At 70.8% G+C, this 13,877-nt stretch carries 13 protein-coding genes; 12 read left to right on the forward strand and 1 reads right to left on the reverse strand.

Annotated features, from left to right (window positions below):
* Nucleotides 1-28 precede the first annotated feature (28 nt).
* The 12 genes from AMK21_RS09150 (at nucleotide 29) to AMK21_RS35345 (ending at nucleotide 12,779) form a co-directional block, all read left to right on the forward strand.
* On the forward strand, nucleotides 29-958 hold the full coding sequence (locus AMK21_RS09150; protein ID WP_073876050.1) for an ABC transporter permease: 930 nt from the start codon (nucleotides 29-31) through the stop codon (nucleotides 956-958).
* Complete coding sequence (locus AMK21_RS09155; RefSeq protein ID WP_073876052.1) at nucleotides 951-1,736, forward strand: ABC transporter ATP-binding protein; 786 nt, start codon at nucleotides 951-953, stop codon at nucleotides 1,734-1,736. Before AMK21_RS09150 ends, AMK21_RS09155 begins: the two co-directional genes overlap by 8 nt.
* Nucleotides 1,737-2,166: 430 nt before the next feature.
* Nucleotides 2,167-3,078, forward strand: a complete 912-nt coding sequence (hpnC, locus tag AMK21_RS09160) for a squalene synthase HpnC (RefSeq protein WP_073876054.1) — start codon at nucleotides 2,167-2,169, stop codon at nucleotides 3,076-3,078.
* 29 nt (nucleotides 3,079-3,107) lie between these two features.
* A complete protein-coding gene (gene hpnD / locus AMK21_RS09165; RefSeq protein ID WP_199863162.1) occupies nucleotides 3,108-4,028 on the forward strand; it encodes a presqualene diphosphate synthase HpnD in 921 nt (306 codons plus the stop codon).
* Between the two features lie 118 nt (nucleotides 4,029-4,146).
* Nucleotides 4,147-5,532: a hydroxysqualene dehydroxylase HpnE gene (gene hpnE / locus AMK21_RS09170; protein ID WP_073876060.1), complete on the forward strand. Its 1,386-nt coding sequence runs from the start codon at nucleotides 4,147-4,149 to the stop codon at nucleotides 5,530-5,532.
* Entirely contained in the window at nucleotides 5,529-6,632 is a 1,104-nt protein-coding gene (locus tag AMK21_RS09175) for a polyprenyl synthetase family protein (RefSeq protein ID WP_073876062.1), read from the forward strand. The genes hpnE and AMK21_RS09175 overlap by 4 nt, the downstream gene beginning before the upstream one ends.
* Nucleotides 6,633-6,739: 107 nt before the next feature.
* Nucleotides 6,740-8,740 (forward strand): squalene--hopene cyclase, encoded by a 2,001-nt coding sequence (gene shc / locus AMK21_RS09180; RefSeq protein ID WP_073876064.1) that lies wholly within the window; start codon nucleotides 6,740-6,742, stop codon nucleotides 8,738-8,740.
* The gene (locus AMK21_RS09185) at nucleotides 8,740-9,387 is read left to right on the forward strand and encodes a 1-hydroxy-2-methyl-2-butenyl 4-diphosphate reductase (RefSeq protein ID WP_073876066.1); all 648 of its coding nucleotides are present in this window, start codon (nucleotides 8,740-8,742) and stop codon (nucleotides 9,385-9,387) included. The genes shc and AMK21_RS09185 overlap by 1 nt, the downstream gene beginning before the upstream one ends.
* A 5-nt stretch (nucleotides 9,388-9,392) precedes the next feature.
* Nucleotides 9,393-10,412, forward strand: coding sequence for an adenosyl-hopene transferase HpnH (hpnH, locus tag AMK21_RS09190; RefSeq protein ID WP_073876072.1), 1,020 nt, complete (start codon nucleotides 9,393-9,395; stop codon nucleotides 10,410-10,412).
* 81 nt (nucleotides 10,413-10,493) lie between these two features.
* Entirely contained in the window at nucleotides 10,494-11,891 is a 1,398-nt protein-coding gene (locus AMK21_RS09195; protein ID WP_073876074.1) for an aspartate aminotransferase family protein, read from the forward strand.
* A gap of 59 nt (nucleotides 11,892-11,950) precedes the next feature.
* Nucleotides 11,951-12,559 carry a helix-turn-helix domain-containing protein gene (locus tag AMK21_RS09200; protein ID WP_073876076.1) on the forward strand — a complete coding sequence of 203 codons (609 nt, stop codon included), beginning with the start codon at nucleotides 11,951-11,953 and terminating at the stop codon, nucleotides 12,557-12,559.
* 43 nt (nucleotides 12,560-12,602) lie between these two features.
* Nucleotides 12,603-12,779 carry a DUF6126 family protein gene (locus AMK21_RS35345; RefSeq protein ID WP_199863147.1) on the forward strand — a complete coding sequence of 59 codons (177 nt, stop codon included), beginning with the start codon at nucleotides 12,603-12,605 and terminating at the stop codon, nucleotides 12,777-12,779.
* Nucleotides 12,780-12,783: 4 nt separating this feature from the next.
* Here AMK21_RS35345 and AMK21_RS09205 read toward each other — a convergent pair whose 3' ends face one another.
* Nucleotides 12,784-13,596 carry a tyrosine-protein phosphatase gene (locus AMK21_RS09205; protein WP_073876078.1) on the reverse strand — a complete coding sequence of 271 codons (813 nt, stop codon included), beginning with the start codon at nucleotides 13,594-13,596 and terminating at the stop codon, nucleotides 12,784-12,786.
* Between the last annotated feature and the right edge of the window lie 281 nt (nucleotides 13,597-13,877).

Genomic DNA, 13,877 nt, shown 5'->3' on the forward strand with positions numbered 1-13,877 from the left:
CTGCGCGTGAAGACGAGAGTTTCAACTTGTGAGTGACATGACCCACGACGGTGGGGTGGCCCTCGGGGCCCCGCCGTCCGCCGACGAGGGCCTCGGCGCGGCCCAGCTGGCCGCGAAGTACGGCCTGACCGTGAGCGGCGCCCGGCCGGGGCTGTTCGCCTACCTGCGACAGCTCTGGGGCCGGCGCCACTTCATCCTGGCCTTCTCCCGGGCGAAGCTGACCGCTCAGTACAGCCAGGCCAAACTGGGCCAGCTGTGGCAGGTGGTCACCCCTCTGCTGAACGCCGCCGTCTACTACCTGATCTTCGGGCTGATCCTGGGGACCAGGAAGGGGATTCCCGAGGACGTCTTCGTGCCGTTCCTGGTCACGGGCGTCTTCGTCTTCACCTTCACCCAGAGCTCGGTGATGGCGGGTGTCCGCTCCATCTCCGGCAACCTCGGACTGGTCCGGGCCCTCCACTTCCCCCGGGCCTCGCTGCCCATCTCCTTCGCGATCCAGCAGCTCCAACAGCTCATGTTCTCGATGATCGTGCTGGTCTCGGTCGTCATCATCTTCGGCAGCTATCCATCGCTGTCCTGGCTCCTGATGATCCCCGCTCTTGTTCTCCAGTTCTTCTTCAACACCGGCCTGGCCCTGGTCATGGCACGGCTCGGCTCCAAGACCCCCGACCTCGCGCAGCTGATGCCGTTCATCACGCGGACCTGGATGTACGCCTCGGGCGTCATGTTCTCCATCCCGGTGATGCTCGAGGGCAAGCCGGCGTGGATCGCCGACGTGCTCCAGTACAACCCGGCGGCCATCTACATGGACCTGGTCCGCTTCGCCCTGATCGACGGTTACGGCTCCGAGAACCTGCCGGACCACGTCTGGGCCGTGGGCCTGGCCTGGGCCGTCCTGCTGGGCGTCGTGGGATTCGTGTACTTCTGGAAGGCAGAGGAACGGTACGGCCGTGGCTGAGGACAACACGCAGGGACGGATTCCCACGGTCATCGCCGATGACGTCCACATCGTCTACCGGGTCAACGGCACCGGCGGCGGCCGGGGCAGCGCCACCGCCGCGCTGAGCCGCATGATGCGCCGCGGCAAGGGCGAGCCGCGCGGGGTCAGAAAGGTGCACGCCGTACGCGGCGTCTCCTTCACCGCCTACCGCGGCGAGGCCATCGGCCTCATCGGCACCAACGGTTCCGGGAAGTCGACGCTGCTGCGGGCCATCGCCGGCCTGCTGCCGACCGAGTCCGGCCGCGTCTACACGGACGGCCAGCCCTCGCTGCTCGGCGTGAACGCGGCGCTGATGAGCGACCTCACGGGTGAGCGCAACGTGGTGCTGGGCGGCCTGGCCATGGGCATGACGCGGGAAGAGATCCGCGAGCGCTACGACGAGATCGTGGACTTCTCCGGAATCAATGAGAAGGGTGACTTCATCACCCTGCCGATGCGGACGTACTCCTCCGGCATGGCGGCGCGCCTGCGCTTCTCCATCGCCGCCGCCAAGAACCACGACGTCCTCATGATCGACGAGGCGCTGGCCACCGGTGACCACAAGTTCCGGATCCGCTCCGAGGCGCGGATCCGTGAACTCCGCAAGGAGGCGGGCACGGTCTTCCTGGTCAGCCACAACAACAAGTCGATCAGGGACACCTGCGACCGGGTGCTCTGGCTGGAGAAGGGCGAACTCCTCATGGACGGCCCCACCGAGGAAGTCCTCAAGGCGTACGAACGCGAGACGGGCAAGTAGTTTCCCAGCCGTGTGGCCTCCGCCGGACCGCTCCCGGTGGGGGCCACACCGGTGTCCGGGAACGGCGGCCGAGGCGGTGGAGACCACCCGCAGTACGCCTCGGGGGGTGATCTCCTCCCGACGGATGACGTCAATCCACCGGCGTACGAGGAAGGTTGACGGGAGGTGCGGTGTTCGCGCCTCGGGCGCTTCACCCCGGCGCACCCCTGTGAGCTGTACAACGTAAGCTGGAGCGGTGCTGATTCATGGCAAGTGGGGCGATACGCCCCCGGCGCTCCGCCCGCTGTGCCGCAGTGCACTCGGAAGAACGAGCGGCGTGTCCGAAAAGGGATGTTTTGGGTCAGCAGTGTAGAACGGGAGATGTGACGGCAATGACGGAAAATCTCCAGCTCCGACGTGGTTTCGCCGTCCCCGCGCCGGGCGGTCCGCAGTGACCTCCACCCCGCAGGCGCGCACCGGCGACGCCACGCTCGGCAAGGCCGCGGACGAGAACTTCCCCGTGGCCCCCTTCTTCCTGCCCCGTGCCTGGCGCGACGATCTGATGGCGGTCTACGGCTACGCCCGGCTCGTCGACGACATCGGCGACGGCGACCTCGCCCCCGGCGGAGCCGACGCCCGCCACCTGGGCCTGGAGCCGGAGCAGAGCGACGACCGGCTCGCCCTGCTCGACGCCTTCGAGAGGGACCTGCACCGGGTCTTCGCCACCACCGGCCAGGAGCCGCACCACCCCCTGCTGCGTGCCCTGCGCCCCACCGTGCGCCGCCGCGCGCTCACCCCCGAACCCTTCCTCGGCCTGATCGAGGCCAACCGGCAGGACCAGAAGGTCCGCCGCTACGCCACCTACGGAGAGCTCGCCGCCTACTGCGAGCTCTCCGCCAACCCGGTCGGCCGCCTGGTCCTCGCCCTGACCGGCACCACGAGCCCGGAGCGTGTACGCCTCTCCGACGCGGTCTGCACCGCGCTCCAGATCGTCGAGCACCTCCAGGACGTGGCCGAGGACCTCGCACGCGACCGGATCTATCTGCCCGCCGAGGACATGGACCGCTTCCGGGTCACCGAGGCCGACCTGGCCCGGCTGTCCGCGGGCGCCTCGGTCCGCGCCCTGATCGCGTACGAATCCGAACGCGCGAGCGAGCTGCTGCATGAAGGCATCCCCCTGGTGGGTAGCGTCAACGGCAGACTGGGGCTCCTCCTCGCCGGATTCGTCGGCGGCGGGCGCTCCGCCCTCACCGCGATCTCGGCCGCCGGATTCGACGTACTGCCCGGGCCACCCAAGCCCACCAAGCCCAGCATGCTGCGCGAAGCCGCAGTCGTCCTGCGAAGAGCGCGTAGAGAGAGGTGAGCCGGACCGTGGAGGGACAGACGACGTACATGTCGCCGCCGGTGCAGGCCGCGTACAGTTACTGCGAGGCCGTCACCGGACAGCAGGCCCGGAACTTCGCCTACGGCATCAGGCTGCTGCCGTACGAGAAGCGGCAGGCGATGTCGGCGCTGTACGCCTTCTCCCGTCGCGTCGACGACATCGGCGACGGCGAGCTGGCCCCGGGGACCAAGCGGACCCGGCTGGAGAGCACCCGCGAGCTGCTCGACCGGATCAGGCACGGCAAGGTCGAGGAGGACGACACCGACCCGGTGGCCGTCGCCCTCTCCGACGCCGCCCGCCGCTTCCCCCTCCCGCTCGACGGCCTCGACGAGCTGATCGACGGTGTCCTGATGGACGTCCGCGGCGCCACGTACGAGACCTGGGACGACCTCAAGACCTACTGCCGCTGTGTCGCCGGGGCCATCGGACGCCTCAGCCTCGGCGTCTTCGGTACGGCACCGGGCGCACCCGGCGCCGAACGGGCCTCGGAGTACGCCGACACCCTCGGCCTCGCCCTCCAGCTCACCAACATCCTGCGCGACGTCCGCGAGGACGCCGCCAACGGGCGCACCTACCTCCCCGCCGACGACCTGGCCAAGTTCGGCTGCTCGGGCGGATTCCACCGGACCACCCCGCCGCCCGGCTCCGACTTCGCGGGCCTCATCCACTTCGAGGTGCGCCGGGCCCGGGCCCTGTTCGCCGAGGGTTACCGCCTCCTGCCGATGCTCGACCGCCGCAGCGGCGCCTGCGTCGCCGCCATGGCCGGGATCTACCGCCGCCTCCTGGACCGGATCGAGCGCGACCCGGAGGCCGTGCTGCGCGGCCGGGTCTCCCTCCCCGGCCACGAGAAGGCGTACGTGGCGGTGCGCGGCCTCTCCGGCCTGGACGCCCGCCACATCTCGCGCCTGACCTCCCGGGGGCGAGCCTGATGCGCTCCGGCGGGCTCGGCGCCCGGTCAACCCTCCGATGGCCCCACGCGTCCACGACTGCGACGATTCCTTCCGGGAAGAACCGGCGATCGGTGACGGCCCGGCGAGAGGGGCAGGCATGAGCGACGAGACCCCGCGCCCCGTCACGGTCGTGGTCGGTGGGGGACTCGCCGGCATCACGGCGGCCCTCCGCCTCGCGGATGCCGGGCTCGACGTGACCCTGCTCGAGGGGCGGCCCCGCCTCGGCGGCCTCGCCTTCTCCTTCCAGCGCGGCGACCTCACCGTCGACAACGGCCAGCACGTCTACCTGCGCTGCTGCACCGGCTACCGCTGGTTCCTCGACCGCATCGAGGCCGCTCACCTCGCCCCCCTCCAGGACCGCCTGGACGTCCCTGTCCTGGACGTCGGTCGCGCCGCCGGACCGCGCCTCGGACGGCTGCGCCGCACCGCCCTGCCCGTACCCCTGCACCTGGCCGGCGGCCTCGCCGCGTACCCGCACCTCTCTCTCGTGGAGAAGGCGAACGTCGGCCGCGCCGCCCTCGCGCTCGGCCGCCTCGACCCCGCCGACCCGGCCCTCGACCGCATCGACTTCGCCACCTGGCTCAGGCAGCACGGCCAGTCCGAGCGGGCCATCGAGGCGCTCTGGGACCTCGTCGGCGTCGCCACCCTCAACGCCACCGCGCCGAACGCCTCCATGGCGCTCGCCGCCAAGGTCTTCAGGACCGGCCTGCTCTCCGAACCCGGCGCCGCCGACATCGGCTGGGCCACCGTGCCGCTCGGCGAGCTGCACGACACCCTCGCCCGCAAGGCCCTGGACACAGCGGGCGTCCGCACCGAGCTGCGCGCCAAGGTGGGGTCCCTGACCCGCACCGAGGGCGGCCGCTGGAGCGTCGAGACGGCAGGGGAGCGGATCACCGCCGACACCGTCGTCCTCGCCGTACCGCAGCACGAGACGCACGACCTGCTGCCCACGGGCGCCCTCGACGAGCCGGACCTGCTCCTCGACATCGACAACGCGCCCATCCTGAACGTGCACGTGGTCTACGACCGCAAGGTGCTGCGCCGCCCGTTCTTCGCCGCGATCGGCTCCCCGGTCCAGTGGGTCTTCGACCGTACGCACTCCTCGGGGCTGAAGGGCCCCGGGCAGTATCTGGCGGTCTCCCAGTCCGCTGTCCAGGACGAGATCGACCTGCCCGTCGCCGAGCTGCGGGAGCGCTACCTGCCCGAGCTGGAGCGGCTGCTGCCCGCCGCACGCGGCGCGGGCGTCCGGGACTTCTTCGTCACCCGTGAGCGGACCGCCACCTTCGCGCCCGCTCCGGGCGTCGGCTCCCTGCGCCCCGGTCCCCGTACCCGGCTGCCCGGACTGCAGCTGTCGGGCGCCTGGACCGCCACCGGCTGGCCCGCGACGATGGAGGGTGCCGTGCGCAGCGGCTTCCAGGCCGCCGGTGCGGCCCTCCACGACCTCGGCCGCCCCCATGGACATCCGCTGCAGGAGGCGGCATGAGCAGTACGACCGGAACAAGAGGAGAGTCAGTGACCCCGGCGAATCCGGCTTCCGACACCGTGGACCAGACCACGGACGTCACCGCGCTTCTGGAGCGCGGACGAGCCCTGTCAGCGCCGGTGCTGCGGGCTGCCGTGGACCGGCTGGCGCCGCCCATGGACACCGTCGCGGCCTATCACTTCGGCTGGATCGACGCCGAGGGGCGGCCCTCGGACGGCGACGGCGGCAAGGCCGTGCGCCCCGCGCTCGCCCTGCTGTCGGCCGAAGCGTCGGGCGCCCCCGCCGAGGCGGGCGTCCCCGGCGCCGTGGCCGTCGAACTCGTGCACAACTTCTCGCTGCTGCACGACGACCTGATGGACGGCGACGAGCAGCGCCGCCACCGCGACACCGTATGGAAGGTGCACGGCCCCGCCCAGGCGATCCTGGTCGGTGACGCGCTCTTCGCGCTGGCCTACGACGTCCTGCTGGAGCTCGGCACGGTCGAGGCGGGCCGAGCGGCCCGCCGGCTGACCTCGGCCACCCGCAAGCTCATCGACGGGCAGGCCCAGGACATCTCCTACGAGCACCGCGAGCGGGTCACCGTCGAGGAGTGCCTGGAGATGGAGGGCAACAAGACCGGCGCCCTGCTGGCCTGCGCCGTCTCCATCGGCGCGGTGCTCGGAGGCGCCGACGACCGCACCGCCGACACCCTGGAGACCTACGGCTACCACCTGGGCCTGGCTTTCCAGGCCGTCGACGACCTGCTCGGCATCTGGGGCGACCCGGAGGCCACCGGCAAGCAGACCTGGAGCGACCTGCGCCAGCGCAAGAAGTCCCTTCCGGTCGTCGCCGCGCTGGCCGCGGGCGGACCGGCCTCCGAGCGGCTCGGCGAACTGCTCGCCGCCGATGCCAAGAGCAACGACTTCGACAGCTTCTCCGAAGAGGAGTTCGCCGCCCGCGCGGCGCTCATCGAGGAGGCCGGCGGCCGCGAGTGGACCGCACAGGAAGCCCGCCGTCAGCACACGGTCGCCATCGAGGCGCTGCACGGTGTCGACATGCCGCATCAGGTACGGGCGCAGCTCACCGCCCTCGCGGACTTCGTGGTGGTGCGGAAGCGGTGATCAGCACCCGCATATGACTCGCAGTCGCCGGCCGGCGCCCTGACCAGGGCGCCGGGCGACGGAGACCCCAGCACAGCAGAGAAACCACTGCACGTAAGGGGAAGCTCATGACAGCGACGACCGACGGATCAACCGGGGCCGCGAACCTTCCCGCGGCCCCGGCAAGGCATCCGGCCGATACGACCACCGCCGCGGACCACGTCACCGCCGCCGCGCGGCGGGCCGCGGAACGCTCCGTGGCCCACCTCCTCGGCAGACAGGACGAGCAGGGCTGGTGGAAGGGCGACCTGGCCACCAACGTCACGATGGACGCCGAGGACCTGCTCCTGCGCCAGTTCCTCTCCATCCAGGACCCGGAGACCACCCGCGCGGCCGCTCTCTTCATCCGGGGCGAACAGCTCGGTGACGGCACCTGGAACACCTTCTACGGCGGACCGAGCGACCTCTCCGCCACCATCGAGGCCTATGTGGCCCTCCGGTTGGCCGGGGACCGCCCCGACGAACCGCACATGGCCCGCGCCTCCGCCTGGATCAGGGAACAGGGCGGCATCGCGGCCGCCCGCGTCTTCACCCGGATCTGGCTGGCTCTGTTCGGCTGGTGGAGGTGGGACGACCTCCCCGAACTCCCGCCCGAGCTCATGTTCTTCCCCAAGTGGGTCCCGCTCAACATCTATGACTTCGGCTGTTGGGCCCGCCAGACCATCGTTCCCCTGACCATCGTCTCCGCGCAGCGCCCCGTGCGGCCCGCGCCCTTCGCCCTGGACGAGCTGCACACCGACCCCGCCGAGCCCAGTCCGCCCAGGAAGCTTGCCCCGGCGGCCAGTTGGGACGGCCTGTTCCAGCGACTGGACAAGGGGCTGCACCTCTATCACAAGGTCGCCCCGCGTCCGCTGCGCCGGATCGCGATGAACGTGGCCGCCCGGTGGATCGTCGAGCGCCAGGAGAACGACGGCTGCTGGGGCGGCATCCAGCCCCCGGCCGTCTACTCCATCATCGCCCTGCACCTGCTCGGCTACGACCTCGACCACCCGGTGATGAAGGCGGGCCTGGCCTCGCTGGACCGGTTCGCCGTCCACCGCGAGGACGGCGCCCGGATGGTCGAGGCCTGCCAGTCGCCCGTCTGGGACACCTGCCTGGCCACCATCGCCCTGGTCGACGGCGGACTCAGACCCGACCACCCGGCGCTGGTGAAGGCCGCCGACTGGATGCTGGCCGAGGAGATCACCCGGCCCGGCGACTGGTCCGTGCGCAAACCCGAACTGGCTCCCGGAGGCTGGGCGTTCGAGTTCCACAACGACAACTACCCGGACATCGACGACACCGCCGAAGTCGTCCTGGCGCTGCGCCGGGTGCGCCACCCCGAACCCGCCCGGCTGGAGGCCGCCATCGAGCGTGGGGTGCGCTGGAACCTCGGGATGCAGTCCCGCAACGGGGCCTGGGGCGCGTTCGACGCCGACAACACCAGCCCCTTCCCCAACCGTCTGCCGTTCTGCGACTTCGGCGAGGTCATCGACCCGCCCTCGGCCGATGTCACCGGCCATGTGGTGGAGATGCTCGCCGTCGAAGGGCTCGGCAGCCACCCCCGTACCCGGCGGGGCATCGAGTGGCTGCTCGCCGAACAGGAGGCGTGCGGCGCCTGGTTCGGCCGCTGGGGCGTCAACTACGTGTACGGGACCGGGTCGGTGGTGCCCGCGCTGGTCGCCGCCGGACTGCCCGCCGCGCATCCCTCGATCCGCCGGGCGGTGACCTGGCTGGAGTCCGTGCAGAACGACGACGGGGGCTGGGGCGAGGACCTGCGCTCGTACACGGAGGAGAAGTGGATCGGGCACGGTGAGTCCACCGCCTCCCAGACGGCCTGGGCCCTGCTCGCCCTGCTCGCCGCGGGCCGCCGCGACAGCCGGGCCGTCGCCCGCGGGGTCACCTGGCTGACCGAGGCCCAGCAGGCCGACGGCTCCTGGGACGAGCCGTATTTCACCGGCACCGGCTTCCCCTGGGACTTCTCCATCAACTACCACCTCTACCGCCAGGTCTTCCCCCTCACGGCACTCGGGCGCTACGTGTACGGCGACCCCTTCGCCGACCGTACGGGCGCTGCCCAGGGGGCCTGATGGCCGGCGCTCCGGGGGCCGTCACCTCCAAGGCGCCGCTGCTGGTCGCCTGCGCTCTGGGCATCGAGCAGCTGGCCCTGCGCAGCGGCAAGCGTCCCGGGGGCCCGGTGCGGGTCCTGCGGACCGGTATGGGCCCCCGGGCGGCGGAGGCGGCCGTGGCGGCGGCCCTCGCCCCCGGTGGCGTACCGGACGCCGCCGTCATCGCCTCCGGCTTCTGCGCCGGCCTCGCCCCCGGGATGCACCCCGGAGACCTCGTCGTCGCCGAGGAGACCCGGGACGCCGACGGCGCCACCCCCTGCACCGGCACCGGACTACTGGTCGCCGCCCTGGTTCGGGCCGCCCCCGGCTCAGCCGTCCACACCGGCCCCTTGACCGGCTCCGACCACGTCGTACGCGGCCCCGAGCGGGCCGCGCTGCGGGCCACCGGGGCCATCGCGGTGGACATGGAGTCCGCCGCGACACTGCGTACGGCCCTGTGCCACGGGCCGCGCCCGGTTGCGGCCGTCCGGGTGGTCGTGGACGCTCCAGAGCATGAGCTCGTCCGTATCGGCACGGTCCGCGGTGGAATATCGGCCTTCCGTGTTCTGCGTGCCGTCCTTCCGGCTTTTTACGAATGGCACCGATCCTTACTGCTCCCCAGGAGGTGAGCCAGATGGCCATGCCGCTCCGTCAGTCCATCAAGGTCGCGACGTATCTCTTCGAACAGAAGCTCCGCAAGCGTGAGAAGTTCCCGCTGATCGTCGAGCTGGAGCCGTTGTTCGCCTGCAACCTCGCCTGCGAGGGGTGCGGGAAGATCCAGCACCCGGCCGGTGTCCTGAAGCAGCGCATGCCGGTCGCCCAGGCAGTGGGCGCGGTGCTCGAATCCGGTGCCCCCATGGTCTCCATCGCCGGCGGCGAGCCGCTGATGCATCCGCAGATCGACGAGATCGTGCGCCAGCTCGTCGCGAGGAAGAAGTACGTCTTCCTCTGCACCAACGCGATGCTCATGCGCAAGAAGCTCGACAAGTTCACCCCGTCGCCCTACTTCGCCTTCGCCGTGCACATCGACGGACTGCGGCAGCGGCACGACGAGTCGGTTGCCAAGGAAGGTGTCTTCGACGAGGCCGTCGCCGCGATGAAGGAGGCCAAGGCGCGCGGCTTCCGCGTCACCACCAACTCCACCTTCTTCAACACCGACACCCCGCAGACCATCATCGAGGTCCTCAACTACCTCAACGACGACCTCAAGGTCGACGAGATGATGATCTCGCCCGCCTACGCGTACGAGAAGGCGCCCGACCAGGAGCACTTCCTCGGCGTCGACCAGACCCGCGAACTCTTCAAGAAGGCCTTCGCGGGCGGCAACCGGGCCCGCTGGCGGCTCAACCACTCACCGCTCTTCCTGGACTTCCTGGAGGGCAAGGCGGACTTCCCGTGCACCGCCTGGGCGATCCCCAACTACTCGCTCTTCGGCTGGCAGCGCCCCTGCTACCTGATGAGCGACGGCTACGTACCGACGTACCGTCAGCTCATCGAGGAGACCGACTGGGAGAAGTACGGCCGGGGCAAGGACCCGCGCTGCGCCAACTGCATGGCGCACTGCGGCTACGAACCCACGGCGGTGCTCGCCACCATGGGGTCGCTGAAGGAATCCCTGCGCGCGGCCCGGGAGACCATCAGCAGCAACCGGTGACGTCGTGACGGCGGGGGGCCGGTCGCCCGGCCCCCCTGGTGGCACGTACCGACCCACGGAACGCAAGGAGAAGAGCGGGCGATGACGGACGGCGGGCGCCAGGGCTTCGACCTGGGACGGCTCCTGGCGGAGCGCGGGGGCGAGCGGTACGAGCTGCACGCGCGCCTCCTCAACCACCAGCTGCCGCGCATGCTGCACACCATCGGCTTCGACAAGGTCTACGAGCGGGCCGAGGGCGCGTACTTCTGGGACGCGGAGGGCAACGACTACCTCGACATGCTCGCCGGGTTCGGCGTGATGGGGATCGGCCGGCACCACCCCGTCGTCCGTCAGGCCCTGCACGACGTCCTCGACGCCCAGCTCGCCGACCTCACCCGCTTCGACTGCCAGCCGCTGCCCGGGCTCCTCGCCGAGAAGCTGCTCGGCCACAGCCCGCATTTGGACCGCGTCTTCTTCGGGAACAGCGGTACGGAAGCGGTCGAGACGGCGCTCAAGTTCGCCCGGTACGCCACCGGGAAGCCCCGCGTCCTCTACTGCACCCACGCCTTCCACGGGCTGACCACCGGCTCCCTCTCGGTCAACGGCGAGAGCGGCTTCCGGGACGGCTTCGCCCCGCTGCTGCCCGACACCCCGATCGCGCTCGGCGACCTGGACGCGCTGCGCCGGGAGCTGGAGCGCGGGGATGTGGCGGCCCTGGTCGTGGAGCCGATCCAGGGCAAGGGCGTGCACGCCGCGCCGCCCGGCTTTCTCCGCGGGGCGCAGGAGCTGCTGCACCGCCACAAGGCGCTCCTGATCGCCGACGAGGTGCAGACCGGTCTGGGCAGGACGGGTGACTTCTACGCCTACCAGCACGAGGACGGCGTCGAGCCAGACCTGGTCTGCGTCGCCAAGGCGCTCTCCGGCGGCTATGTGCCGGTCGGCGCGACGCTCGGCAAGGAGTGGATCTTCCGTAAGGTCTACTCCTCGATGGACCGGGTCCTCGTCCACTCCGCGAGCTTCGGCTCCAACGCCCAGGCGATGGCGGCGGGGCTCGCGGTGCTCGCGGTGATGGAGGACGAGGAGACCGTCGCGAACGCCCGGCGGACCGGTGATCTGCTGCGGGAACGGCTCTCCGCGCTGGTGGACCGCTACGAGCTGCTGCACGAGGTGCGCGGGCGCGGGCTGATGATCGGCATCGAGTTCGGCCGCCCGTCCTCGCTGAAACTCCGCAGCCGCTGGACCATGCTCCAGGCGGCCCGCAAGGGACTCTTCGCCCAGATGGTCGTGGTGCCGCTGCTCCAGAAGCACCGCATCCTCACCCAGGTCTCCGGCGATCATCTGGAGGTGATCAAGCTGATCCCGCCGCTGATCATCGGGGAGGTCGAGGTGGACCGCTTCGTGGCGGCGTTCACGGAGGTCATGGACGACGCGCACAGCGGCGGCGGTCTGATGTGGGACTTCGGCCGGACCCTGGTCAAGCAGGCCGTGGGCAACCGCTGAACTTTTGCCTCTCGGGCAATATATTTGCCTCGGAGGAAAGTTCCTGGCCCAATAGGGACATGAATCCTCCGGACGCCGGGGCGGCCGACGAGCTCCCCGGCGTCGCCCCCCTACTGCGCGATCTGCGCCGCGGCCGCGGTCTCACCCTGGAGACAGCCGCCCAGCGGGCCGGACTCTCCCCGGCCCACCTCTCCCGGCTGGAGACCGGCCGCAGGCAGCCCTCGCTGCCCATGCTGCTGGGCCTCGCCCGCATCTACGGTACGACGGTCTCCGAGCTGCTGGGCGAGAAGCCGCCCGAGCGGGAGGCGGTCATCCGCGGCGGTGCCTTCGAGGGCGCCGAGGCGGGCGGCTGGATGTACCGCCGGGCGGGCGGCTCCGGCCGCGCCATGCAGGCGCTGAGGGTCCGGGTCCCGTACGGCGCCCAGGGCGATCTGGTGCGGGTGCACCCCGGCGAGGAGTGGTTGTACGTTCTCGGCGGGCGGCTGCGGGTCGCCCTGGGGGAGACCGTGCACGATCTGGACCCCGGCGACAGCGCCCACTTCGACTCGCTCACACCGCACCGGATCGCGGCCCTGGACCGGGCAGGGGCGGAGCTGCTCTTCGTCCACTCCCTGTTGCAGAGCCCCGCGGCCGAGCTCTGCCTCGGCAACGCGCCGCACGCGCGCTGACCCCTTCGTTCCACCGGCCGCGAGGCCGGCAGAGAGGACCGTCATGTCCGATTCCGAGCACTACGACCCGCTGAGCCCCAGGCGCCCGAGGACCACCAAGGACTCGCAGGAGCGCCGGATGCCGCGCGGTCTGGTGATCCGCCTCTTCGCCTACCTGGTGGTCGGCCACGTGATCGCGGCCTTCCTCTACCTGCTCTTCATGGTGGCGGGCGCCGAGTAGGCCGTCAGCTCCGGTCGAGCAGCCGCTCGCGAAGCCGCTCCCTGGTCTCGGGGGAGACGCCCAGCCCCTCCGCCAGGTAGCGTTCGGTCGTGCCCCACGTCTCGTCGATGGCCGTGAACGCCGCCGCGAGGTAGGTGGCCTGCGCGCCGAAGAGCGGGTTGAGGAGCTCCATCACCTCGGCGGACATCCCGGTCTCCGACATGTCCGTGCGCTTCACCTTGTACCGGCGGTGGGGATCGTCGGACTTGAGGTAGTCCGCCTCGATCGCCTCGCGCTCGACGCCGACCGCGAGCAGCGAGACCGCGATCGACAGCCCCGCCCGGTCCTTGCCCGCCGCGCAGTGCATCAGGGCCGGCACGCTGTCCTGTGCCAGCGCGTGCAGCACCCGGCTGTGCTCGGCGGTGCGGTTCACGATGGTCGAGCGGTACATGTGGATCATGCGCTCGGTGCCCTTGTCGTTCGCCAGGATCGAGCGCAGCTGCTCGATGTTCCCGTCGCGGACCAGTCGCCAGAACTCGGCTCCGTCGGCCGGGTCGGAGAGCGGAATGTTGACATTGCGGACACCGGCCAGCTCGATGTCGTACCCGTCGAGCTTGTGGTCGGTGGAGTTGCGGAAGTCGAAGACGGTGTGCAGTCCGAGCCCGCCGAGGAAGAGCGCGTCCTCGGCGGTGGCGTGCGCCAGGTGGCCGCTGCGATAGAGCCGGCCGAAGGCGGTGCGCCGCCCGTCCTCGGTGGGAAGCCCGCCCACGTCACGGAAGTTACGGACTCCGGTCAGTGCGGTCTCGGTCGGCGGGACCTGCGGCACCTGCTGCGTCACGGTGGCTCCTGGAATCTCTGGCGTCGGCGCGGCTCTCCGGCGAGTGCGCCCCTGTGACGATACGACATCGATTCGCCGGAAAATCGGCGGTCCGCTGACAGGGCGTCAGGGATGACCTCCGCGTCATGTCCGTATTGGTGCATTTCGTAGAACATGCCCTACTAATAGGGGAGATGGGATTTCGTAGGTGAGCGGGATCATATCCGTGACGGACCGTGGCGGCGCCGCTCGGGCGATTTCCCGGGATCCGTACGGAAAGCCAAGATCCGTAATCCACGGAG

Source organism: Streptomyces sp. CB00316 (assembly GCF_001905595.1).
In the GTDB taxonomy this organism is placed as follows: domain Bacteria; phylum Actinomycetota; class Actinomycetes; order Streptomycetales; family Streptomycetaceae; genus Streptomyces.